At 74.1% G+C, this 23,725-nt stretch carries 19 protein-coding genes; 11 read left to right on the top strand and 8 right to left on the bottom strand.

The window, feature by feature from the left end; all coding sequences use genetic code 11:
* The first annotated feature begins 290 nt into the window (after positions 1-290).
* Complete coding sequence (locus IF99_RS0101865) at positions 291-1,691, top strand: cysteine desulfurase/sulfurtransferase TusA family protein (RefSeq protein ID WP_030994501.1); 1,401 nt, start codon at positions 291-293, stop codon at positions 1,689-1,691.
* Positions 1,692-1,762: 71 nt separating this feature from the next.
* On the opposite strand, the gene IF99_RS0101860 is transcribed toward IF99_RS0101865, so the two are convergent.
* Positions 1,763-2,740 (bottom strand): carbohydrate kinase family protein, encoded by a 978-nt coding sequence (locus IF99_RS0101860; protein ID WP_030994500.1) that lies wholly within the window; start codon positions 2,738-2,740, stop codon positions 1,763-1,765.
* A gap of 222 nt (positions 2,741-2,962) precedes the next feature.
* Here IF99_RS0101860 and IF99_RS0101855 point away from each other — a divergent pair, with 222 nt between their 5' ends.
* Positions 2,963-4,123, top strand: coding sequence for a hypothetical protein (locus IF99_RS0101855; protein ID WP_030994499.1), 1,161 nt, complete (start codon positions 2,963-2,965; stop codon positions 4,121-4,123).
* A 350-nt stretch (positions 4,124-4,473) separates the two neighbouring features.
* Here the strand turns inward: IF99_RS0101855 and IF99_RS0101850 are convergent, their stop codons facing one another.
* The gene (locus tag IF99_RS0101850) at positions 4,474-4,830 is read right to left on the bottom strand and encodes a HesB/IscA family protein (protein WP_008748399.1); all 357 of its coding nucleotides are present in this window, start codon (positions 4,828-4,830) and stop codon (positions 4,474-4,476) included.
* A 293-nt stretch (positions 4,831-5,123) separates the two neighbouring features.
* Between IF99_RS0101850 and nadA the strand changes: the two genes are divergently transcribed.
* A complete protein-coding gene (gene nadA / locus IF99_RS0101845; protein WP_051703329.1) occupies positions 5,124-6,305 on the top strand; it encodes a quinolinate synthase NadA in 1,182 nt (393 codons plus the stop codon).
* A gap of 92 nt (positions 6,306-6,397) precedes the next feature.
* On the opposite strand, the gene IF99_RS0101840 is transcribed toward nadA, so the two are convergent.
* The 5 genes from IF99_RS0101840 to IF99_RS0101820 form a co-directional block, all read right to left on the bottom strand.
* Positions 6,398-9,538 (bottom strand): efflux RND transporter permease subunit, encoded by a 3,141-nt coding sequence (locus tag IF99_RS0101840; protein ID WP_030994497.1) that lies wholly within the window; start codon positions 9,536-9,538, stop codon positions 6,398-6,400.
* A gap of 296 nt (positions 9,539-9,834) precedes the next feature.
* Entirely contained in the window at positions 9,835-10,512 is a 678-nt protein-coding gene (locus IF99_RS0101835) for a response regulator (protein WP_030994496.1), read from the bottom strand.
* On the bottom strand, positions 10,509-11,804 hold the full coding sequence (locus IF99_RS0101830; RefSeq protein WP_030994495.1) for a sensor histidine kinase: 1,296 nt from the start codon (positions 11,802-11,804) through the stop codon (positions 10,509-10,511). The genes IF99_RS0101835 and IF99_RS0101830 overlap by 4 nt, the downstream gene beginning before the upstream one ends.
* A 204-nt stretch (positions 11,805-12,008) precedes the next feature.
* Positions 12,009-12,290 (bottom strand): PspA-associated protein PspAA, encoded by a 282-nt coding sequence (gene pspAA / locus IF99_RS0101825; protein WP_030994494.1) that lies wholly within the window; start codon positions 12,288-12,290, stop codon positions 12,009-12,011.
* A 130-nt stretch (positions 12,291-12,420) separates the two neighbouring features.
* Positions 12,421-13,224 carry a PspA/IM30 family protein gene (locus IF99_RS0101820; protein ID WP_030994493.1) on the bottom strand — a complete coding sequence of 268 codons (804 nt, stop codon included), beginning with the start codon at positions 13,222-13,224 and terminating at the stop codon, positions 12,421-12,423.
* 304 nt (positions 13,225-13,528) lie between these two features.
* Here IF99_RS0101820 and IF99_RS0101815 point away from each other — a divergent pair, with 304 nt between their 5' ends.
* The 3 genes from IF99_RS0101815 to IF99_RS0101805 all read left to right on the top strand — a co-directional run bounded on the left by IF99_RS0101815 (position 13,529) and on the right by IF99_RS0101805 (position 16,251).
* Positions 13,529-14,152 (top strand): DUF3043 domain-containing protein, encoded by a 624-nt coding sequence (locus IF99_RS0101815; RefSeq protein WP_199806436.1) that lies wholly within the window; start codon positions 13,529-13,531, stop codon positions 14,150-14,152.
* Positions 14,153-14,322: 170 nt separating this feature from the next.
* Positions 14,323-15,135 carry a methyltransferase domain-containing protein gene (locus IF99_RS0101810; protein ID WP_037826312.1) on the top strand — a complete coding sequence of 271 codons (813 nt, stop codon included), beginning with the start codon at positions 14,323-14,325 and terminating at the stop codon, positions 15,133-15,135.
* Between the two features lie 51 nt (positions 15,136-15,186).
* Positions 15,187-16,251 carry a S1C family serine protease gene (locus IF99_RS0101805; RefSeq protein WP_030994490.1) on the top strand — a complete coding sequence of 355 codons (1,065 nt, stop codon included), beginning with the start codon at positions 15,187-15,189 and terminating at the stop codon, positions 16,249-16,251.
* A gap of 151 nt (positions 16,252-16,402) precedes the next feature.
* Here the strand turns inward: IF99_RS0101805 and IF99_RS0101800 are convergent, their stop codons facing one another.
* Entirely contained in the window at positions 16,403-16,720 is a 318-nt protein-coding gene (locus tag IF99_RS0101800) for a hypothetical protein (RefSeq protein ID WP_030994489.1), read from the bottom strand.
* Between the two features lie 80 nt (positions 16,721-16,800).
* Between IF99_RS0101800 and IF99_RS0101795 the strand changes: the two genes are divergently transcribed.
* The 5 genes from IF99_RS0101795 (at position 16,801) to lpdA (ending at position 23,673) form a co-directional block, all read left to right on the top strand.
* Positions 16,801-18,042, top strand: a complete 1,242-nt coding sequence (locus IF99_RS0101795; RefSeq protein WP_030994488.1) for a bifunctional adenosylcobinamide kinase/adenosylcobinamide-phosphate guanylyltransferase — start codon at positions 16,801-16,803, stop codon at positions 18,040-18,042.
* Positions 18,043-18,128: 86 nt separating this feature from the next.
* A complete protein-coding gene (gene cobT / locus IF99_RS0101790; RefSeq protein WP_030994487.1) occupies positions 18,129-19,205 on the top strand; it encodes a nicotinate-nucleotide--dimethylbenzimidazole phosphoribosyltransferase in 1,077 nt (358 codons plus the stop codon).
* Positions 19,206-19,321: 116 nt separating this feature from the next.
* Positions 19,322-20,089, top strand: a complete 768-nt coding sequence (locus IF99_RS0101785) for an adenosylcobinamide-GDP ribazoletransferase (RefSeq protein WP_030994486.1) — start codon at positions 19,322-19,324, stop codon at positions 20,087-20,089.
* A 290-nt stretch (positions 20,090-20,379) separates the two neighbouring features.
* The gene (locus IF99_RS0101780; protein WP_030994485.1) at positions 20,380-21,885 is read left to right on the top strand and encodes a leucyl aminopeptidase; all 1,506 of its coding nucleotides are present in this window, start codon (positions 20,380-20,382) and stop codon (positions 21,883-21,885) included.
* Positions 21,886-22,284: 399 nt separating this feature from the next.
* Positions 22,285-23,673 carry a dihydrolipoyl dehydrogenase gene (lpdA, locus tag IF99_RS0101775; RefSeq protein WP_030994484.1) on the top strand — a complete coding sequence of 463 codons (1,389 nt, stop codon included), beginning with the start codon at positions 22,285-22,287 and terminating at the stop codon, positions 23,671-23,673.
* Positions 23,674-23,725: the final 52 nt, after the last annotated feature.

Below are 23,725 nucleotides of genomic sequence, written 5' to 3'. Positions count from 1 at the left end.
GTGTCGGGCCGGGGCACGGACGAGCGCGCCGCGAGGGAGGAGCGGGGGCCCGGGCGTGTCGCGACGGGGCGGGGGCGCGGAGGGCAGGGGGGCGGGCGGTCTGGTGGTCGTGCCTCTCGGGGGGCGGCCGGGTGCTCGGCGGGAGACGGAGGGCGCCGCTCGCGCGGGAGGGCAAGGTGTCTCTCGCGTGCGGGAGCCGCCGGTGCACGGTGGGCACGGGGCGGCGGAGGGGCCCGCCGCCGGGTGGGGCAGGGGCGGAGGCACCGGTGGGCCGGGGTTACTTTGGGCCCGTGCCGTACTTCGACGTGGCCTCGGCCGCCCCGCTCCATCCGGTCGCCCGGCAGGCGCTGCTCGCGGCCCTCGACGAGGGCTGGGCCGATCCGGCCCGCCTCTACCGCGAGGGCCGCCGGGCGCGGCTGCTCCTGGACGCGGCCCGCGAGGCGGCGGCCGAGGCGGTCGGCTGCCGCCCGGACGAACTCGTCTTCACGCCCTCGGGCACCCGCGCGGTCCACGCCGGCCTCGCCGGGGCGCTCGCGGGGCGGCGGCGCGTGGGCGGGCACCTCGTGGTCTCGGCGGTCGAGCACTCCTCCGTCCTGCACGCGGCCGAGGCGCACACGCGTACGGGCGGTGAGGTGACGGAGGTCGGGGTGTCCCGTGCGGGCGCGGTCGATCCGGGCACGTACGCGGCGGCGCTCCGTGCCGATACCGCGCTCGCCGCGCTCCAGTCGGCGAACCACGAGGTGGGGACGGTGCAGCCGGTCGCCGAGGTGGCCGAGGCGTGCCGCGCCGCCGGGGTGCCGCTGCTGGTGGACGCGGCGCAGTCCTTGCTGTGGGGACCCGTGGAGGGCGACTGGTCGCTGCTCGCCGCGAGCGCGCACAAGTGGGGCGGTCCGGCGGGGGTCGGACTGCTCGTGGTGCGCAAGGGCACGCGCTTCGCCCCGGCCGGGCCCGCCGACGAGAGGGAGAACGGTCGGTCTCCCGGCTTCGAGAACCTGCCCGCGATCGTCGCGGCGGCGGCCTCGCTGCGCGCGGCGCGCGCCGACGCGGAGGCGCGCGCCGGGGAACTGCGCGCGCTGACGGAGCGGCTGCGGGAGCGGGTGCCGCGGCTCGTGCCGCGTACGGAGGTGGTGGGCGATCCGGAGCGGCGGCTGCCGCACCTGCTCACCTTCTCCTGCCTGTACGTGGACGGCGAGAGCCTGCTCGGCGCCCTGGACCGGGCCGGTTTCTCCGTATCGTCCGGTTCGTCCTGCACGAGTTCGGCACTGACGCCGAGCCACGTCCTGCGCGCGATGGGGGTCCTGAGCGAGGGCAACGTACGCGTCTCGCTCCCCCTGGACGTGCGCGCGGAGGACGTGGACCGCTTCCTGGACATCCTGCCGGGGGCGGTCGCGGGGGTACGGGAGCAGCTCGGCGCCCCGAGCGAGGAGGAGCCGCCCACCGCCCCGAGGGAAGAGGAGCCGCCCGCCGCGCCCTCCCCCGGGCCGCTCCTCGTCGACGCCCTGGGGAAGCGCTGTCCGGTCCCGGTCATCGAACTCGCGAAGGTGTTCCCGCGCGTCCCGCTGGGCGCCACCGTCACCGTCCTCTCGGACGACGAGGCGGCGGCCCTGGACATCCCGGCGTGGTGCGAGATGCGGGACCAGGAGTACGTGGGCCGCGAGGGCACGGCGTACACGGTGCGCAGGACGAGCTGAGCAGTCCGGGGGACACGCCCGTCCGGCGAGCCAGGAGCGCGGGCGGAGCCCCGCGGACCCCGCGCCCGGGCTCAGCCCGGGAGGTGCGCCCGCACTTCGTCCCCGGCCTCGTTGCCGTACTGCTTGGTGAAGCGGTCCATGAAGTGCGTCCGCTCCAGCTGGTACTCCTGCGTCCCCACCGTCTCGATGACGAGCGTCGCGAGCATGCAGCCGACCTGCGCCGCGCGCTCCAGACTCACGCCCCAGGCGAGCCCCGAGAGGAACCCGGCCCGGAACGCGTCGCCGACGCCCGTCGGGTCCGCCTTGCGCCGCTCCTCGGGAACGCCGACCTCGATGGTCTCCTCGCCCACCCGCTCGATCCGTACGCCGTCGGCGCCGAGCGTCGTGACGCGGTGGCCGACGCGCCCGAGGATCTCGGCGTCCGTCCAGCCGGTCTTCGACTCGATGAGGCCCTTCTCGTACTCGTTCGAGAAGAGGTACGTGGCGCCGTCGAGGAGCGTGCGGATCTCCTCGCCCTCCATGCGCGCGATCTGCTGCGAGAAGTCGGCGGCGAAGGGAATGCCCCGGCTGCGGCACTCCTCGGTGTGACGGAGCATCGCCTCGGGGTCGTCGGCGCCGATCGTGACGAGATCGAGACCGCCGACGCGCTCGGCGACGGCTTGGAGCTCGATGAGGCGGGCCTCGCTCATCGCGCCCGTGTAGAAGGAGCCGATCTGGTTGTGGTCGGCGTCCGTCGTGCAGACGAAGCGGGCGGTGTGCAGGACCTCGGAGATCCGCACCGAGGCGGTGTCCACGCCGTGGCGGTCGAGCCAGGCGCGGTACTCGTCGAAGTCGGGGCCCGCCGCGCCCACGAGGATCGGCGAGGTGCCGAGCTGGCCCATGCCGAAGGCGATGTTGGCGCCGACCCCGCCGCGCCGGACGTCGAGGTTGTCGACGAGGAAGGAGAGGGAGACCGTGTGCAGCTGGTCGGCGACGAGCTGGTCGGCGAAACGGCCGGGGAAGGTCATGAGGTGGTCGGTGGCGATGGAGCCGGTGACTGCGATCCGCACGGGCACTCCTGGTGGGGGCGGGATGGACGGGTTCACGGTATCCGGCGGGGGCGGGCCCCGCGCCGGGTGGGCCTCAGGGGCTCTGCCCCCGGGGCCCGCCCCTCAAGCGCGGGAGGGCCCGCGTGCCGGACGCGGGCCGGGCGCGGGGGGTGCGCGGCGTGGAACCGGACGGGGTGGTGTGGCGTCAGAACTTCGTCTCGTCAGCGAAGGAGTGGAGTTGGCATGAGCATGAAAATGCGGGTCTTCGCGGGGGTCGCCGGGCTGGGACTGCTCGTCGCGGGGTGCGGCGGGGGCGGGGACGCGGCGCCCGCGGGGAACGTGGCCGCGAGTGAGTCGCCGCCCGGGATAGCGCCCGGGGAGCCGGACCCTCGCGGGGTGCGGTACCGGGCGGAGGACGCGTTGCCGAAGGGGCCGGAGAAGGCGGGGGTCTACGGGGTCCGCGGGAGCGTCTCGCGGGACGCGGCGGAGCGGCTGGCCCGGGCGCTCGGGGTCCCGGGGGGCGTGCGCGCCGAGGGGGGCGAGTGGCGGGGCGAGGGACTGACCGTCGCCCGCCAGGCGCCCGGTGTGTGGAGCTACGTGGCCGAGGACGACAAGTGCGCCCGGGAGAAGGGGTGTTCCGTGCCCGGCGAGGCCGAGGCGCGGAAGGCCGCGCGACCGGTGCTCGCGGCTCTGGGGCTCTCGGGCGCGGAGGTCCGGGGCGACGGCGTACGCGGCGCGAGCCGGGTGGTGCGTGCCGATCCGGAGGTAGGCGGACTGCCCACGGACGGCTGGGCGACGCGGCTCCAGGTCGCGGCGGGCGGCGAGGTCGTGGGCGGTGCGGGACGGCTCGACGTGCCCCGTACCGCCGAGGAGGAGCGGTACGCGGTGCGCTCCGCCGCCGAGGCGCTCGCCGCGCTCAACGAGGGCGTGGGGAAGGACGGGAAGGTCGTGCCCGTCACGGGGGCGCGCTTCGGGCTCGCGGCCCGGACGCGGGAGGGGCGCCCCGTCCTCGTACCGGCCTGGCTCTTCTCCGTCCCCACGCAGCCCGCGACGCTCGCGCAACCCGCGATCGAGGAGGAGCACCTCGGCTCGGGCGCGCCCCGGCACCCGGGCGGGGCGGGCTCGGCGGGGCCCGGCACCGCGAGCGGCGCGGTGCCGCCCGTCTCGTACGCGGCGGCCGGGCGCGAGCTGAGCCTCCGCTTCACCGGGGGCGCGTGTGCCCGCTACCGGGCGCACGCGGAGGAGAAGGGCGGGCAGGTGCGCGTGCACCTGACGGAGGAGAAGAAACCGGGGAAGGTGTGCGTGATGATCGCGAAGGAGCTGACCCGCTCGGTGACCCTCGACCGCCCGCTCGGGGACCGGACGGTCGTGACGACGGCGGGAGAGCCGGTTCCGGCGGCCTGAGCGCGCACGCCTGAGCCCACTGAGCGGCGCCGAGCCGCCTCGCACGCGGCCCTCGCGCCCCCGCCGCTCCCCCACCGCCCCGAGTGCGGGGGCCGCGCGCGGACGGTCCTTCGCGCCGTGCCCGCAGGGCGCGCGCTCCCGCGGAGCGAGGAGCCGTACGCGCACGTCACCGGCTCCCCGGCACGGCATCAAGCCGCGACGCCCCTCCCCCGCCATCGGGGTGACCCGGTCTTCGAAGGGGCCGCGCCTGGCGGCGGCCACCGGCCTCGCCCGGACACGACGAAGGCGGCGACCCCCAGGAGGGGATCGCCGCCTTCGTCCTGCTCGTGTTCACGCGGAACGCGGGCGGCTCAGTGGAAGGAGTCGCCGCAGGCGCAGGAACCGGTGGCGTTCGGGTTGTCGATCGTGAAGCCCTGCTTCTCGATCGTGTCCACGAAGTCGATCGAGGCGCCGCCCAGGTACGGGGCGCTCATGCGGTCGGTGACGACCTTGACGCCGCCGAACTCCTTGACAACGTCGCCGTCGAGCGAGCGCTCGTCGAAGAAGAGCTGGTAGCGCAGGCCGGAGCAGCCGCCGGGCTGGACGGCCACGCGCAGCGCGAGGTCGTCACGGCCTTCCTGGTCCAGCAGGGCCTTGACCTTGGACGCGGCGGCGTCGGACAGGAGGATGCCCTCGCTCACGGTGGTGGTCTCGTCCGATACGGACATCTGCTTCTCTCCCGGGTTGTACGGAGACTGCTTGCCGACGTTCCAACCGGCACGGTCGGGGAGTTATTCCCGCGCGGCCACTGACCGCGTTCCCTCATCGTCGCATACGCCACCGGGACGGGTCAGGGGCCGCGGAGGGGCGCACATCACATCGGGCCGCACAGTGTCGTCAACCTGACGGTAAGCGGATATCATAGATAACGTCAATACGACGAAAAGGGGGCGGCGTCCTGAGGGCGGTGTCCCCGGAGCGGCCGCATCGCCGCCTGTCCAGAGAAGAAAGGGTGCGTGACGTGACCACGGCCCAGCCCCCCGTCGATCTCGATGTGCAGCCGACCCCGCTCGCCCTGCTGCTGCTCGGCCGTGAGGCCGACCCGCGCAGCGAGCGCGGAGTGGAGTGCCCGGGAGATCTCCCCGAACCCTCCGACCCGGACCTCGTGGCCCGTGCCCGCGCGGCCAAGGAGAAGCTGGGCGAGAAGGTCTTCGTCCTCGGCCACCACTACCAGCGGGACGAGGTCATCCAGTTCGCCGACGTCACCGGCGACTCCTTCAAGCTCGCCCGCGACGCCGCCGCGCGCCCCGAGGCCGAGTACATCGTCTTCTGCGGCGTGCACTTCATGGCCGAGTCGGCCGACATCCTCACCTCCGCGCGCCAGCGGGTGATCCTCCCCGACCTCGCCGCCGGCTGCTCCATGGCGGACATGGCGAGCGCCGAGCAGGTCGCCGAGTGCTGGGACGTCCTCACCGAGGCGGGCGTCGCCGACCAGGTCGTCCCCGTCTCGTACATGAACTCCTCCGCCGACATCAAGGCGTTCACCGGGCGCCACGGCGGCACGATCTGCACGTCCTCGAACGCGAAGCGGGCCCTGGAGTGGGCCTTCGCGCAGGGCGAGAAGGTGCTCTTCCTCCCCGATCAGCACCTCGGGCGCAACACCGCCGTGCGGGACATGGGGATGTCGCTCGACGACTGCGTCGTCTACAACCCGCACAAGCCCAACGGCGGGCTCACCACCGAGGAGCTGCGCGCCGCGAGGATGATCCTGTGGCGGGGGCACTGCTCGGTGCACGGGCGCTTCTCGCTCGACTCGGTGCACGAGGTGCGGGAGCGGATTCCGGGGGTGCGGGTCCTCGTCCACCCCGAGTGCCGGCACGAGGTCGTCACCGCCGCCGACGAGGTCGGCTCGACCGAGTACATCATCAAGGCGCTCGACGCCGCCCCCGCCGGGTCGAAGTGGGCCATCGGGACCGAGCTCAACCTCGTGCGGCGGCTCGCGAAGGCCCACCCGGACAAGGAGATCGTCTTCCTCGACCGGACCGTGTGCTTCTGCTCGACGATGAACCGGATCGACCTGCCGCACCTCGTGTGGACGCTGGAGTCGCTGGCGGAGGGGAAGGTCGTCAACCGGATCGCGGTCGACGCGGAGACCGAGAAGTACGCGAAGGAGGCGCTGGAGCGGATGCTGGCGCTGCCGTAACCGGTCCACCGGTCCGCCCCCGCGCCTTACGGGCTGAGCCCCCTGTCACCGTGCTGGTGACAGGGGGCTCAGCCCGTTTCCGTACCGCTGCCTCAGACGTTCACCGGTTCCCGCGCAGCGGGGACGTCGGTGTCGCCGCCGCGCTTCGCCGCCTTCTTCGCCGCCCTGCGCTCCTTCCGCAGCTCGACCATCGCGTAGAGGGTCGGGACGAGGAGGAGGGTCAGGAGGGTCGAGGTGAGGAGGCCGCCGATGACGACCACCGCGAGGGGCTGCGAGATGAAGCCGCCCTCGCCGGTGATGCCGGTCGCCATCGGGATGAGGGCGAAGATCGTCGCGAGCGCCGTCATGAGGATCGGGCGCAGGCGGTGCCGCCCGCCCTCGGTGACCGCCTCGATGACCCCGTAACCGCGGTCGCGGTACTGGTTGATGAGGTCGATCAGGACGATCGCGTTGGTCACCACGATGCCGATGAGCATGAGCATCCCGATCATCGCGGGGACGCCCAGCGGGGTGCCCGTGATGAGGAGCAGGCCGAGCGCTCCGGTCGCCGCGAACGGGATCGAGACGAGCAGGATCAGCGGCTGGACGAGCGAGCGGAAGGTGCCGACGAGGAGCAGGAAGACGATCGCCACGGCGGCGAGCATCGCGAGCGCGAGCTTGCCGAGCGAGTCGTTCTGGTCGGCCGTCACCCCGCCGATCTCGGTGGTGGCACCCTGCGGGAGCTTCAGCGCGTCGAGCTTCTTGGTCAGCTCCGCGCTGATCGAGCCGGTGTCGTCGCCGACCGGCTTGGCCGTGACGGTGGCGGCGCGGGCGCCGTCGATGCGGGTCATCGAGACCGGGCCGTCGACGAGCCGGACCGTGGCGAGGTCACCGAGCTCGGCGCCGCTGACCGGGAGGGCCTTCAGCTCGGCGAGCGTCGTCGCCGGGTGCGCGGAGCGGATCACGACGTCGCGCTCGGTGTCGTCGAGCGTCGCCGTGGTGGTCCTGGTGCCGTTGACCTGCTCGGCGACGAGAGCGCCGAGTGCCGCCTGGCTGAGACCGGCGTCGGCCGCCGCGGGCTTCGCGGTCACGGAGATGCGCGGCACCGAGGTGGCGAGGTCGTTCTCGACGGACTTGACGTCGTCGATCTTCTTGACGGCGTCGGTGACCTGCTGGGCCGCCTTCGCGAGCGTGTCGCGGTCGGGGGCCTTGACGACGACCGAGAGGTCCTGGTCGCCGAAGCCGCCCCCCGCGGAGACCTTCAGCTCCCCGGCCCCGTCGAGCTTCTTGAAGCCGCTTTCGAGCGCGTCCTGGACCTTGTCGGCGTCGTCCTCGCTCTTGAGCTTGATCTGGTACGAGGCGTGGTTGGAGTCGGTCGAGCCGCCGAAGGCCGCCATGAAGCCGGAGGAGCCCACGGTCACCTGGACGTCGCTGACCCCGTCGATGCCGGTGAGGAGCTTCTCGACCTTCTTCGCCGCCGCGTCGGTGCGCGCGAGGCTCGTGCCCGGCGGCAGTTCCTGCGTGGCGCTCAGCGAGTCCTGGCCGCTGTCGTCGAAGAAGTTCGTCTTGAGCTGCGTGGCCATGCCCAGCGTGATGACGAGGACGAAGACCGCGATGAGCAGCGAGGTGACCCTGCGCCGGGTCGCGAAGCCGATGACCGGCAGGTAGGCGCGCTGGAGGCGGCCCCGCGCCTCCTTCTCCTCGGCGGCGCGGCGCGCGGCCTCGGCGGCCTCGGGGCTCGTGAGGTCCTTCGGGCCGCGCAGGAACCAGTACGAGAGGACCGGGACCACGGTGAGGGAGACGAGGAGCGAGGCGAGCAGGGCCGTCGTGACGGTGAGGGAGAAGGAGCTGAAGAGTTCGCCGACGATGCCGCCGACGAGACCGATCGGCAGGAAGACGGCGACGGTGGTGAGCGTCGAGGCGGTGACCGCTCCGGCGACCTCCTTGACCGCCGTGAGGATGGCCTCCTTGCGCTCCTCGCCGTAGCCGAGGTGCCGCTTGATGTTCTCCAGGACGACGATCGAGTCGTCCACGACGCGGCCGATCGCGATGGTCAGCGCGCCGAGGGTGAGCATGTTGAGCGAGAGGTCCCGCGTCCACAGCACGATGAGCGTGAGGAGCACGGAGAGCGGGATGGAGACCGCGGTGACGAGCGTCGAGCGGATCGAGGCCAGGAAGACCAGGATCACGACGACGGCGAAGCCGAGGCCGAGCGCCCCCTCGGTGGTGAGGCCGCTGATCGCCTTGGAGACCGGCGGGCCCTGGTCGACGACGATCTTGAGGTCGGCGTCCTTGCCGAGCGAGTCGCGCAGGTCGCCGAGCTTGTCCTTGACGGCCTTGGATATGCCGACGGCGCTGCCGTCCTTGTCCATCGTCACCGCGACGGCGAGGCTCGGCCTGCCGTCGGTGCGGGTGATCGAGGTGGCGGTCGCCTCCTGCTGCGCGACGCGGGCCACGTCGCCGAGACGGACGGGCTTGGGCGCCTCGCCCCGGGCGCCGCCGCCCTGGCCGCCCTGGCCGACGACGCGCAGGTCCTCGATCTGCTGCAGCGAGGTGAAGGGCGTGCCGACCTGGACGGTGCGGTTCTCGCCGCCCTCGTCGAAGGAACCGGCCGGCATCGTGGCGCCGCCGGACTTGAGCGCGTCACCGAGCGCCGCGGCGCTCAGGCCCGCTCGGGCGAGCTTCGCGTTGTCGGGCGTGATCGTGACCTGGAGGTCGCGGACGCCGTCGATGGTGACCTGCGAGACGCCGTCGATCTCCTTCAGCTCGGGCACCACGGTGCGGTCGAGCTGGTCGGAGAGGGCCTGCTGGTCCTTGGGCGAGGTGGCGGCGAGGACGACGGTGGGGATGTCGTCGGTGGAACCGGCCACGACCTGCGGGTCGACGTCGTCGGGCAGCTGGGAGCGGGCGCGGTTGACGGCCTGCTGGACATCGGCGACGAGCTGCTTGGTGCCGCTGCCGAAGTCGAACTGCGCCATGACGACGGCGTTGCCCTCGCTGGCGGTCGAGGTCGTCGTCGAGAGGCCGTCCACGGCGTCGAGCGACTTCTCCAGCGGCTCGACGACCTGCTTCTCGACCACGTCGGGCGAGGCGCCCTGGTAGGGCGCGATGACCGACACCATCGGGAGTTCGATATTGGGCAGCAGTTGCTGCTTGAGCTGAGGTATCGCGATCGCTCCGAAGACGATCGCGACGATCGACATCAGCCCGATGAGGGCGCGTTGAGCGAGGCTGAATCTCGACAGCCAGGACATGTGTTCTCTCTCTGTGGCTTCGCGGCAAGGACGGGGCGCACGGTCCTGGACCGCCGGGTGCCGGGCGAAGCCCGGTGCGCTGGGGAAGACGGGCGACCGTACCCCCCTACGATGCGGCACGCCGAAAGCCGGTTCGAGCGCTCCCAGGACCATTTTCGCGCGGGCGCCCTACTGCGGTCGGAGTAGGCGGGGGCCCACGCCGGGTCAACCCCCGGGCTGAGCGGGCGGGTGGAGACGGCCGGAGGAGGTCGGTCCCCTTAGAGGGACGGAGAGGCCCGTTCCCTCCCCGGCCCGCGTCACTCCGTGCGCGGGCGGACGAGTCCCGTCTCGTAGGCGATGACGACGAGTTGGGCGCGGTCGCGGGCGCCGACCTTCGCCATGGCGCGGTTCACGTGCGTCTTGACGGTGAGCGGGCTGACTTCGAGGCGGGCGGCGATCTCGTCGTTGCTGAGCCCGGCGGCGACCTGCACGAGGACCTCGCGCTCGCGTCCGGTGAGCGCGGCGAGGCGGGCGCTGTCCACCCCGGCGGGCCCGCTGCCCGGGGCCTGGGCGAGGAAGCGCGTGATGAGGCTCCTCGTCGCGGCCGGGGAGAGGAGCGCGTCGCCCGCGGCGGCGGTGCGGATCGCGCCGAGGAGTTCGGCGGGCTCGGCGCCCTTGCCGAGGAAGCCGGCGGCCCCGGCGCGCAGCGACTGCACGACGTACTCGTCGACCTCGAAGGTCGTGAGCATCACGACGTGCACCGCGGCGAGCGCGGGGTCCGCGCTGATCAGCCGGGTCGCGGCGAGTCCGTCGGTGCCGGGCATACGGATGTCCATGAGCACGACGTCGGGCAGGCGGCTCGCCGCGAGCCGCACGGCCTCCGCGCCGTCGGACGCCTCGCCGATCACCTCCATGTCGTCCTCGGAGTCGACGAGGACGCGGAAGGCGCTGCGCAGCAGGGCCTGGTCGTCGGCGAGCAGCACACGGATCGTCATCGGCGCTCCTGGTCCCGGCTCGCGGCCGGTCCCGGTGCGCTCGGCCCGGGGACGGCGACGGGCGCGGTGGGGTCGGGTGGTTCGAGGGGCAGTATCGCGTGGACGCGGAAGCCGCCGCCGAAGCGGGGGGAGGCCGTGAGGTGGCCGCCGAGCGCCGCGGCGCGCTCGCGCATCCCGAGCAGCCCGTGCCCGCCGTCCTCGGCGGGCCCCTCGGCCTCGGCGCCGCGCCCGTCGTCGAGCACCGTCACCTCCACCTGGCTCCCGACCCGTACGACGCTGATCTCGGCCTGCGCCCCGGCTCCCGCGTGCTTCTGCACATTGGTCAGCGCCTCCTGCACGACGCGGTAGGCGGCGAGGTCGACGGCGGCGGGCAGCGGGCCGCCGGCGAGGGGCTCGGGGGTGACGAGGCGGACGGTCAGCCCGGCGTCGCGGAAGGTGCCGAGGAGGTCGTCGAGGCGTTCGAGCCCGGCGGTCGGTTCGGTGGGGGCGGTGGGGTCGCCGGACTGGCGCAGCAGGCCGACCGTGGCGCGCAGTTCGTCGAGCGCGGAGCGCGAGGCGCGGCGCACGTGGGCGAGGGCCTCCTTCGCCTGGTCGGGGCGGCGGTCCATGACGTGCGCGGCGACCCCGGCCTGCACGTTGACGAGGGCGATGTGGTGGGCGACGACGTCGTGGAGGTCGCGGGCGATGCGCAGGCGTTCCTCGGCGACCCGGCGCCTGGCCTCCTCCTCGCGGGTGCGCTCGGCCCGGTCGGCGCGCTCGCGCATCGCGGTGATGAAGGCGCGGCGGCTGCGCACCGCGTCGCCGACGGCGACGGCCATCCCCGTCCAGGCGAGCAGCCCGAAGTTCTCCTGCGCGTACCAGGGCAGGGGCCCGGTGAGCATCGCGACGCCGACGAGCACGGCGCTCGTGAGCAGCCCGATGCGCCAGGCGGTGGGCCGGTCGGTGTGCACGGCGAACGTGTAGAGCGCGATCCCGCAGGCCACGACGACGGGCGCGCGCGGGTCACCGGTGGCCAGTTCGACGGCCGTGCACAGCGCGGCGGCGACGAGGACCCCGGCCGGGCACCTGCGGCGCAGCACGAGAGAGAGCGCCGCGAGGGTCATGAGGACGAGGCTGAGCGTCTCGGGCGGCTGCTCGGACCAGCGCGGCCCCTGCGGCCGGTGCGGGTTGCCGAAGCTGCCGACGATCATCCCGCAGAGCACGACGGCGGCGAGCAGCGCGTCGGGCCCTGTCCGGTGCGCCTGCGCCCAGCGGCGGACGCCATGCAGGGACGGGGGAAGGTGGTCGGCCATGGCGGTCCTTTGCTGGCTCCCCCGGGCTGGTGGTCGGGCGGCGCGGGTGTGCGGGGTGGCGTACGGGCGCGTACCGACCGGCCCGTACGGTGCCGGGAGTGGCCCGCCCCCGGCGCCCGCGCCACGGCCGCCCGGTACACGTACGCCTCGGGGCGCCTCCGCCCGCGTCGGCGGGAGGCGCCCCGAGGAGGGTCCTGGCCGGGCTCAGCCCGGGATGAGGCCCTCGTCGCCGCTGAGCAGGTCCCGTACCTCGTCGAGGCTCGCGTCGGGGGACGGGAGGATCAGCTCGGAGGGCTCCAGGGCGTCGTCGGGCAGCGGGCTGCCGAGCGAGCGCACCTGGTCGAGCAGGGCGTGCAGGGTCTTGCGGAAACCGGGGCCGTCGCCGTTCTCCATCTCGGCGAGCAGCTCCTCGTCGAGCGTGTTCAGCTCGGCGAGGTGGCTCTCGGCCAGTGCGAACTGGCCCTCCCCCATGATCCGGACGATCATGACCTCTCCTCGGGCGGCTCGTGGGGGACGCCGCCTGGCGGTCCCCCGGCACTGCGGGGACGCGACGGGCCCGTACGTACCGCCGGACGCGCCGCTGCCCGGGCCCCCGGCGGGGACCCGGACGAAGGGCTCACTGCTTGTCGAAGCGCGGGTCCTGCCGCGGGGCCTGCTGAGTCTGCTGCCCCTGCTCCGCGGAGCCGGACTCGATCGCCTGCTGGCCCGAGGAGCTTCCCCCGGCCAGCTCGGCCTTCATCCGCTGGAGCTCCAGCTCGACGTCGCTGCCGCCGGAGAGGCGGTCCAGCTCGGACTGGAGGTCGTCCTTGGCGAGCCCCGAGGGGTCGTCGAGCGCACCGGAGGCGAGCAGTTCGTCGAGTGCGCCCGCGCGGGCCTGGAGCTGCGCGGTCTTGTCCTCGGCGCGCTGGATCGCGAGGCCGACGTCGCCCATCTCCTCGGAGATGCCGGAGAACGCCTCCCCGATGCGGGTCTGCGCCTGCGCCGCGGTGTAGGTGGCCTTGATGGTCTCCTTCTTGGTGCGGAAGGCGTCCACCTTGGCCTGGAGACGCTGCGCCGCGAGGGTGAGCTTCTCCTCCTCGCCCTGGAGCGTCTCGTGCTGGGCCTCCAGGTCGCTGACCTGCTGCTGGAGCGCGGCCCGGCGCGAGAGCGCCTCGCGGGCGAGGTCCTCGCGGCCCAGCGAGAGGGCCTTGCGGCCCTGCTCCTCCAGTTTGGCGGAGTCCTTGCGGAGCCCGTTGAGCTGGAGTTCGAGGCGCTTGCGCGAGGTCGCGACGTCCGCGACGCCCCGGCGCACCTTCTGGAGCAGCTCCAGCTGCTTCGTGTACGAATAGTCGAGGGTCTCGCCGGGGTCCTCCGCCTTGTCGAGGGCCTTGTTAGCCTTCGCGCGGAAGATCATCCCCATACGCTTCATCACACCGCTCATGGGCTTCGCGCGCCCCCTTCTGACGGCCTTCGGCTCTCCTGCACTTCCAACAAGACCCACAGTACGGGCCCTGGGTCTATTACCGCACTGTCCGGGCGCCTTTCCGCTCCTCCCCAAGAACGACTGGCGCCCCGTGTTCCTCAGGCGTGAGGAGTAGCCGCCCCGCTTGCGTCCGGCAACCGCCCGGTTCCTCCCCGCACCCGCGGCCCGCTCCCGGCGGCCGGAATTCCCCGGTAAATCCCCGCTGTGCCCGCTTATGCGGACGCGCGGCGTTGCGGGATCGTTCCCCGTACGGCCCCCGCCCATGCGCCGCTACCCCTTACCCTTGGGTTTTGTGTTCCGTAGCCGTACGAAGGATGAGAAGGCACCCGCCTCCGCGCCGGTGACCGACTCCAAGCTGCCCAGAGACCCTCAGGCGCCCAAGGGCCGCCCCACGCCGAAGCGGAGCGAGGCCCAGGGCCCGCGCCGCGGCGTGACCACGACGCCGATGTCGCGCAAGGAGGCCGCCAAGCGGCAGCGCGAGGCACGGCGGGTCGCGCTCCAGAAGCAGCGGGAGGCGATGGACAGCGGCGACGAGCGGTACCTGCCCGTCCGCGACAAGGGCCGGGTGCGCAAGTTCGCCCGCGACTACGTGGACTCGCGCCGCGTCGTCGCCGAGTGGTTCCTGCCCGCCGCCGTCGTGATCCTCGTCCTCAGCATGGTGCGCGTCGGCGCGCTCCAGAGCGTCGCGCTGCTGTGCTGGCTGCTGCTGATCGTCCTGATCGCGGGTGACTCGCTGCGCCTGGCCTTCGGCCTGCGCAAGGAGCTGAACACGCGCTTCCCCGACGACCGCCACAAGGGCGCGGTCGCCTACGCGCTCATGCGCACCCTCCAGATGCGGCGGCTGCGGCTGCCCAAGCCCCAGGTGAAGCGCGGGGAGAGGCCCTGAGTACTGCCCCTTCCGGATACTCCGCGCACTTCGACGGTTTCGACGGTTACCCGGGGCAGGGGCGCAGGGGCCTCGCCGGGCAGGGGCACACGCGACACCCGGCGCAAGGGCGTACGGACGGCGAGGCGCGGGCGGCGGGTGGTGACACTCCGCCGCCCCTCCCGCACCAGGTGGGCGGCGTCCCCGGGCAGCGCGGCGCCTCGCGCGAGGCTTCCCCCACCGAGCTGTGGCTGCGCGCGCTCGGCGGGGTGGCGGGCGCGGTGCGCCAGGTCCTCGTCGCGCGCCAGCTCGACGAGCGCCTCGCCGCCGCCTTCCCCGCCGGGCGCCGGCTGCGCGTCCTCGACGTCGGCACGGGGCAGGGCACGCAGGCGCTGCGGCTCGCGCGCGCCGGGCACGAGGTCACGGGCATGGAGTCCGACCCCGAGCTGCTGACGGCGGTCCGCGCCGTCCTCGCCTCCGAGGCGCCGCAGGTGCGGGAACGGGTACGGCTCCTGGAGGCCGAGAGCACCAGGACCGGAGCACACTTCACCCCGGGCAGCTTCGACGTCGTCCTGTGCCACGGGGTCCTCATGCACGTCGAGGAGCCCGACGCGGTCCTCGCGGGGCTCGCGCGGGTCCTCGCCCCCGGCGGGCTGCTCTCGCTGCTCGTGCGGAACGCGGACGCGCTCGCGCTGCGCCCCGGCCTCGACGGCGACTGGGACACGGCGCTCGCCGCCTTCGACTCGCCCCTCACGCACGACAGCGGGGGCCGCACGGTACGGGCCGACCGGCTCGGCCGCCTCAGCCAGACCCTCGGCGGGATCGGCGCGCCGCTCGCCGCCTGGTACGGCGTCCGCGTCTTCACCGACAGCTGTCCGGCGCACGCCGCCCCGCCCCGCGCCGAGGAGTTCGACCGCATCCTCGCCGTCGAGGACCGCGCGGGCCGCACCGATCCCTACCGCCGCGTCGCGGCGCTGCTGCATCTGTGCGGGGTACGGGGCTGAGCGGCCGCGCGCCGCCCGTACGGAACCGCCCGCGTCCGCATAATCCGGGCCATGAACTCCCTCTCCGCCCGGCCCCGTGTCCTGCTTGCCGCGCTCTGCGCCGCCGCCCTGCTCACCGGCTGCTCGGCCCAGGCCGAGACCCCCCGCGAGAAGACCGCGGGCGCCCAGCGGGCCGGGTTGCCGCGCGCGTCGAGCCAGCTCCAGAGCGACTACCAGAAGGTCATCAAGGACGTTTTGCCCTCGGTCGTGCAGATCACCGCGGGGGACGCGCTCGGCTCGGGCATCGTCTACGACGGCCAGGGGCACGTCGTCACGAACGCGCACGTCGTCGGCGACGAGAAGTCCTTCAAGGTCACGACGGCGACGGGCGAGCAGGAGCTGAGCGCGGACCTCGTGAGCAGCTACCCGCAGCAGGACCTCGCCGTGATCAAGCTGAGCAATCCGCCCAAGGGCCTCAAGGCGGCCTCCTTCGGCGACTCCGGGAAGACCTCCGTGGGACAGATCGTCCTCGCGATGGGCTCCCCGCTCGGCCTCTCCTCCTCCGTGACGCAGGGCATCGTCTCGGCGACCGGCCGCACGGTGACGGAGGGGCGCTCGGGCGGCGGCACGGGCGCGACGATCGCGAACATGGTGCAGACCTCGGCGGCGATCAACCCGGGCAACAGCGGCGGCGCGCTCGTGGACCTCGACGGGAAGGTCGTGGGCATCCCGACGCTCGCGGCGAGGGACCCCAGTCTCGGGGGCGAGAGCGCGGCGGCGGGCATCGGCTTCGCGATCCCGGCGGCGACGGTCCGCTCGATCGCGGGCCAGATCGTGAAGGACGGCAAGGTCACGAACTCGGGGCGCGCGGCGCTCGGCATCACGGGCCGCACCGTCCTCGGCCGCGACCTCGAACCGGCGGGCGTGGCGATCGTCAGCGTCCGCGACAACGGCCCGGCCGACAAGGCGGGCCTGCGGGCGGGCGACATCCTCACCCGGCTCGGCGACGAGAGCCTTCCCACGATCGACTCGCTGACCGCCCTCCTGGCCACCGAACATCCCGGCGACCGCGTGGAGTTGACGTACACGCGGAACGGGGACGAGAAGACGGCGCGGGTCACGCTGGGCGAGATGTAGCGGAGAGGTCCCGGGCGGCGGCGAGAGGGCCCGGGACCGGAGGGGGCGGCTGGTACGGGGCGGGGCGCTCCCGTACCCGGTACGGGGCGGCGGCAGGGGGCGCGCTCCCCCGCCCCGTACCGCCGCCCCCTTCAGCTGCCCGGCCAGGTGCTCAGCCGAGGCCGCCGATGCCCAGGCCCTGGCCCGGCTCGGCCGGCCGGGGGTCGCCGGGGACGGCCGTCTCCTCGTCCGCCGTCAGGGCGGGCTCGGAGACGTCCGTCGCGGCGGCCTCGCTCAGGCTCAGGGGGCCGTAGACGATCTTGCCCTCCTCCAGCAGGTGGACCCGGTCGGTACCGCCGGCGAGCAGGGCGCGCCACTGCTCCCCGAGCCACGACTCGGCGTCCCCCTGCGTCGTGAACTCCTCGGGCTGTACGGCGGGCTGGGTCTCCGCCCCCTCGTCGTCCTCGAACCGCCACGTCCATGCCGCCATCGAAAGCCTCCATGATCCGGGTCCTCCCCGAAGCGTAGCCGGACGGGCGCCACGGGGAAGGGCAGGCGAAAATCAGCACCGTGGATGTGACTCTGCTCGGCACCGGCGCCCCCGCCGGACTGCCCAGGACCGACTGCCCCTGCGCCCGCTGCGCCCGCGCCCTGGACGCGGGCGCGCGGGCGGCGACCGCGCTGCTCGTCGACGGGACGCTGCTCTTCGACCTGACCCCGGGCGCCGCCTTCGCCGCCGCCCGCGCGGGCCACGCGCTGAGCGGGGTGCGGCAGGTGCTCCTCAGCCATCCGCACGAGGGCCCGCCCGTCGAGGTGCCGCCCGGCCTGCCGCAGCCCGCCCGCGTCCCCGACGGCCGCGAGCTGGCGCTGATAAGCGGCCACCGGGTGCGCGCCCTCGCCCTGGACGCCCCGGGGACCGGGTACGCCGTGACGGGCCCCGAGGGCGAGCGGCTGCTCTACCTGCCGCCCGCCGCGGGGGTCGCGGGAACGCGCGGCAGCGTGGACCCGTACGACACGGTCGTGATGGACGTGACGGGCCGCCCCGACGCCGTCGCGCGGCTGCGGGGCGTGGGCGCGATCGGCGAGGACACGGTGCTCCTCGCCGTCCACCTCGACCACGACGTCCCCCAGGGCGCCGAGCTCACCCGGCGCCTCGCCGCCGCCGGGGCGCGCGCGGTGCCCGACGGCACGACCGTGCGGACCCGTCCGGTGCCCGGCACCGGCGTACGGGAGCTCTCGGGCGACGAGCGCCCCTACCGCGCCCCGCGCGTCCCGCGCCGCACCCTCGTCCTCGGCGGCGCCCGCTCGGGCAAGTCCGTCGAGGCGGAGCGCCGCCTGGAGACGTACCCGGACGTGCTGTACGTGGCGACGGGCGGCACGCGCGCGGGCGACCCCGAGTGGGCCGAGCGGGTCGGCGCGCACCGCGAGCGGCGACCGGCGAGCTGGCGGACCGCCGAGACCTGCGACCTCGTGCCGCTCCTCGCCGAGGAGGGGCCGCCGCTGCTCGTCGACTGCCTCTCGCTGTGGCTCACCGACGCGATGGACGCGGTCGACGCCTGGGACGACACGGCGTGGGCGGGCGGGGGGCGCGACACCCTGCGCAAGCGGGTGGCGGAGCTGGTCGAAGCCGTGCGCCGCACACGGCGGCGGGTGGTGCTCGTCTCCAACGAGGTGGGGTCGGGAGTGGTGCCCGCGACCGCTTCGGGACGCAGGTACCGGGACGAGTTGGGGCGGGTGAACGCGGGGGTTTCCGGTGAGTGCGAGGAAGTGGTGCTCGTCGTGGCCGGGAGGGTGCTCCCTCTGCCGGGGTGACCTCGCGGGGCCCGGCCCCGGACCCCGCGCCGCGAACGCCGGAGGGGCTGGGGGGCGGCCGCTCCGGTTTCGGTACTGTCTGGCGAATGAGCCCCATTGATCTCGACGACTTCTCCGATCTCATCGAGCGGCCCGAGGGCAAGGTGCGCCGGGCCGCCGAGGAGCGGCGCGCGCGGCTGACGGTGCCCCAGGGGGCGCTCGGGCGGCTCGACGTGCTCGGCGAGTGGTTGTCCGCCGCGCAGTCCGCCGTGCCCGTCGCGCCCGTGCGACGGCCCCGTGTCGTGGTGTTCGCCGGGGATCACGGGATCGCCGCTGCGGGCGTCTCGCGGCGGCCCGCCGGGGGCGCCTCGGCGCTCGTGCGGTCCGTGCTCGACGGCACGGCGCCCGTCGCCGTGCTCGCGCGGGCACAGGACGTGCCCGTACGCGTCGTGGACGTCTCGCTCGACTGCGACCCCGCCGAGTTGCCCGCCGAGGTGACGCGGCACCGGGTGCGGCGCGCCTCGGGGCGGATCGACCGCGAGGACGCGCTCACGATCGAGGAGGCCGAGGCGGCGGTACGGGCCGGGATGGCCGTCGCCGACGAGGAGGCGGACGCGGGCACGGACCTCGTGGTGCTCGGGGACGTGAGCGTGGGCGGCACGACGGCCGCGGGCACCCTCGTGGCGGCGCTGTGCGGAGTCGACGCCTCGATCGTCACGGGGCGCGGCGGCGAGCGGATCGACGACCTCACGTGGATGCGCAAGTGCGCGGCGATCAGGGACGCGCTGCGCCGGGCCCGCCCCGTGCTCGGGGACCAGCTCGCGCTCCTCGCGGCCGTGGGCGGCGCGGACCTCGCGGCGACGACGGGCTTCCTGCTCCAGTGCGCGGTGCGCCGTACCCCGGTGATCCTCGACGGTGTCGTCTCGGCCGCGTGCGCGCTCGTCGCGCAGCGGGCCGCGTTCCGCGCGCCCGACTGGTGGCTCGCCGGGCACACGAGCGGGGAGCCCGCGCAGGCCAAGGCGCTCGACCGGATGGCGCTCGAACCGCTGCTGGACCAGGGGGTGCGGCTCGGTGAGGGGCTGGGGGCGCTGCTCTCGCTGCCGCTGGTGCGCGCCGCCGCCTCGCTGACGGCCGAACTCCCCGTGCGTGCGGAGGAGTCGGAGAGCACCGACACGGACGAGTGAACCCCGCGCGCGCCCGCCGGTGGACGGCGGGGGCGGTCGGCGGCGGGGCGGGCGGAGCACGGCGAGGGGGCCCGAGGGTGCCCGTCCGCGCTCCCCGGACCTGCGAAAATCCCCCCATGGACGGCATACGTTTCGCTTTCGGGACCCTCACCGTGCTGCCGGTGCGGGTGCGGCGCTGGGATCGCGGCGCCGCGCGCGCGGGGATGCTGTGGGCGCCGCTCGCCGGGCTCGTGGTGGGGCTCTGCGCGGCGGCGCTCGGCGGGGCGCTGAGCGCGCTCGGCGCGGGCGCGCCGCTCGCGGCGGTCGCGAGCGTGGCCGTACCGGCGGTGCTGACGCGGGGGCTGCACCTGGACGGGCTCGCGGACACGGCCGACGGGCTCGGGAGCGGGAAACCGGCCGCCGACGCGCTCGCGATCATGAAGCGCTCGGACATCGGGCCCTTCGGGGTCGTGACCCTGCTGCTCGTGCTCCTCGCCCAGTGCGCGGTCCTGGACCGGCTGTACGGGCTCGGCTGGGCCCAGGGCGCGCTGGGCGCGGCGGTCGCGGGGGTGACGGGGCGGCTCGCGATGACGCTCGCGGCGCGGCGCGGAATCCCGGCGGCGCGCCCCGAGGGGCTCGGCGCGGCGGTGGCGGGCACGGTGCCGCCGCGGGAGGCGTACGGGGTGGGGGCGCTGTGCCTGCTCGCGTGCGCGGCGGCCGGGCTCGGCGAGGGCCCAGCGGCGGTGGTGCGGCTCGGCGCGGCGGTGCTCGCGGGCGCGGCGGGAGCGGCACTGCTCCTTCGGCACTGTGTGCGGCGTTTCGGCGGGGTGACGGGGGACGTCTTCGGCGGCATCGAGGAGACGGCCGCGACGGCGGCACTGGTGGTCCTCGCGCTGGGGCGCTGAGCGGGGGGCGCCGAGTGGGGGGCGCCGAGTGGGGGGCGCCGAGTGGGCGGCGCCGAGTGGGCGGCCGGGCGCGGGACTTGACGAAGCGTGGGGCCCCGCGTCCCGTACGGCACCGCGTCGCCCGTCCGCGGCAGGCCCCGCCGCCATGGGCGAGAGCCGTCACGGAGCGTAGGCTCTGCCCCGGCGCCGGTCCCATCGGACCCCGTGCGCCGGGCCGTCACTCCTGCACGAGCACGCAGGCGCCTTCGCGCACCCGAGGCCCCGAGACACGAGAGAGAGATTTCACCACCGTGACTGCTCTGACACTCAGCACCGCCGCCGTTGCCGGCCTGCGGGCCGACGCGATCGTCGTCGGTGTGGTCAAGGACGACGAGGGCCCGCGGCTCGCCCCCGGCGCCGAGGCCGTCGACAAGGGCTACGACGGGAAGCTCGCCGACCTCCTGGAGACGCTGGGCGCCACCGGTGCGCCGGGTGAGCTGACCCGCCTCGCGGCGCCGAGCGGCTTCAAGACGCCGCTCGTGATCGCCGTGGGCCTCGGCGCCGAGGAGGACGAGGGCGGTTTCGGCACGGAGACCCTGCGCCGCGCCGCCGGGGTCGTCGCCCGCTCCCTGGCCGGCAAGGCCAAGGCCGTCTACGCGCTGCCCGCGGGCGACGCGGACGACGTCGCCGCGATCGGCGAGGGCGCGCTGCTCGGCGCGTACGCCTTCACCACGTACAAGGACGACGAGGGCGTCAAGGCGCCGCTCGCCGAGGTGGTCCTCGTCGGGGCGAAGCCGCGCGACAAGGGGCACAAGGCGGCCGCCGAGCGCGCACAGGTCCTCGCCGAGGAGCTGAACCGCGCCCGCGACCTCGTCAACACCCCCGCGAACGACCTCTACCCGGAGTCCTTCGCCGCGCTCGTCCAGGGCCTCGCCAAGGACTACGGCGTCAAGGTGACCGTGCTCGACGAGAAGGCGCTCACCAAGGGCGGCTTCGGCGGCATCATGGGCGTCGGCCAGGGCTCGCAGCGCCCGCCGCGGCTGGTCAAGATCGAGTACAAGGGCGCGCGCGCCAAGGCGTCGCTCGCGTTCGTCGGCAAGGGCATCACGTACGACTCGGGCGGCATCTCGCTCAAGCCCGCCGGGCACAACGAGACGATGAAGTGCGACATGGGCGGCGCCGCCGCGGTGCTCGCCTCCGTCCTCACCGCCGCGAAGCTCAAGGTCCCCGCGCACGTCACCGGCTGGCTCGCGCTGGCCGAGAACATGCCGTCGGGTTCGGCGACCCGCCCGGGCGACGTGCTGCGCATGTACGGCGGCAAGACCGTCGAGGTGCTCAACACCGACGCCGAGGGCCGCCTGGTGATGGCCGACGCGATCGCGCGGGCGAGCGAGGACGGGCCCGACGTGATCGTGGACGTCGCGACGCTGACCGGCGCGATGATGGTCGCGCTGGGCAACGAGATGTTCGGCGTCATGGCGAACGACGACGAGTTCCGCGCGACGCTGCACGAGCTGTCGGAGTCGGCGGGCGAGCCGTCCTGGGAGATGCCGCTGCCGAAGTCGCTGCTCAAGGGGCTGGACTCCGGCGTCGCCGACCTCGCCAACGTGGGCGGCCGGATGGGCGGCGGGCTGACCGCCGGGCTCTTCCTCCAGGAGTTCGTGGGAGAGGGCATCCGCTGGGCGCACCTCGACATCGCGGGCCCGGCCTTCAACGAGGGCGCCCCCTACGGCTACACCCCGAAGGGCGGCACGGGCAGCGCGGTGCGCACCCTCGTGCGGCTCATCGAGGTGGCGGGCGAGGGCGAGCTGGGCTGAGGCCCCGCTCCCGGCCGGGCCGAGGCCCCGCCGCCGCAGGACGGTGAGACGGCCGGTTCCCCCGCCAGGGAACCGGCCGTTCCCGTACCCCCACCGCCCCCGCCGGGTCCTCAAGCGGGGGCAAAGAACACCACGGAATGACAAAGCGTGCCATTCCGTTGACGAGGGCGACGAAAGGGGCCGCCTGGCCCGCCCTCCGCGCCCGGCGGGTCGCCCGCCGTCCCGCGTGTCGCACGTCTCACACCCAGGGGGCGCGTCCGTTCGCCCCCTGGTAGGTGCGAAGATGGGTGATTGGCAGGACAGGGCCCCACCCGAGGGCCGAAGTAACGAGCGGCCGACGACCGCCGCCGACCGGTCACACGCGACCGGACCACGGCGCACATGCATGGAGGACGTGACGTGGCGAACGACGCCAGCACCGTTTTCGACCTAGTGATCCTCGGCGGTGGTAGCGGCGGTTACGCCGCGGCGCTGCGCGGGGCGCAGCTGGGTCTGGACGTCGCCCTGATCGAGAAGGGCAAGGTCGGCGGTACCTGCCTGCACAACGGCTGCATTCCCACCAAGGCGCTGCTGCACGCCGGTGAGATCGCCGACCAGGCTCGCGAGAGCGAGCAGTTCGGCGTGAAGGCCACCTTCGAGGGCATCGACATCGAGGCCGTCCACAAGTACAAGGACGAGGTCATCTCGGGCCTGTACAAGGGCCTCCAGGGCCTGATCGCCTCGCGCAAGGTGACCTACATCGAGGGCGAGGGACGGCTGTCGTCCCCGACCTCGGTCGATGTCGACGGCCAGCGCGTCCAGGGCCGCCACGTGCTGCTCGCGACCGGCTCCGTGCCGAAGTCGCTGCCGGGCCTGGAGATCGACGGCAACCGGATCATCTCCTCGGACCACGCGCTCAAGCTCGACCGCGTCCCGAAGTCCGCGATCATCCTGGGCGGCGGCGTCATCGGCGTCGAGTTCGCCTCGGCGTGGAAGTCCTTCGGCACCGACGTCACGATCGTCGAGGGCCTCAAGCACCTCGTCCCGGTCGAGGACGAGAACAGCTCGAAGCTCCTGGAGCGCGCGTTCCGCAAGCGCGGCATCAAGTTCAACCTGGGCACGTTCTTCCAGAGCGCCGAGTACACGCAGGACGGCGTCAAGGTGACGCTGGCCGACGGCAAGACCTTCGAGGCGGAGGTCCTGCTCGTCGCGATCGGCCGCGGACCGGTCTCGCAGGGGCTCGGCTACGAGGAGCAGGGTGTCGCGATGGACCGCGGCTACGTCCTCGTCGACGAGTACATGCGCACCAACGTGCCGACGATCTCGGCCGTGGGCGACCTCGTCCCGACCCTCCAGCTCGCGCACGTCGGCTTCGCCGAGGGCATCCTCGTCGCGGAGCGCCTCGCGGGCCTCGCGAGCGTGCCGATCGACTACGACGGCGTGCCGCGCGTCACGTACTGCCACCCCGAGGTCGCCTCGGTGGGTGTCACCGAGGCCAAGGCCAAGGAGATCTACGGCGCGGACAAGGTCGTCGCGCTCAAGTACAACCTGGCGGGCAACGGCAGGAGCAAGATCCTGAAGACCGCGGGCGAGGTCAAGCTCGTCCAGGTCAAGGACGGCCCCGTCGTCGGTGTGCACATGGTCGGCGACCGCATGGGCGAGCAGGTCGGCGAAGCCCAGCTGATCTACAACTGGGAGGCGCTGCCCGCCGAGGTCGCGCAGCTCATCCACGCCCACCCCACGCAGAGCGAGGCGCTCGGCGAGGCCCACCTGGCGCTCGCGGGCAAGCCCCTGCACTCGCACGACTGACATCCCTCGGGATCACGGACTTTTTCCACTTTCGTAAGGAGCAACTGGAACC

It is taken from the genome of Streptomyces sp. NRRL F-5630, from assembly GCF_000719475.1.
GTDB lineage: Bacteria > Actinomycetota > Actinomycetes > Streptomycetales > Streptomycetaceae > Streptomyces.
Note: the sequence above shows the minus strand (reverse complement) of the source record. Positions and strands in the feature narration are given on the sequence as shown.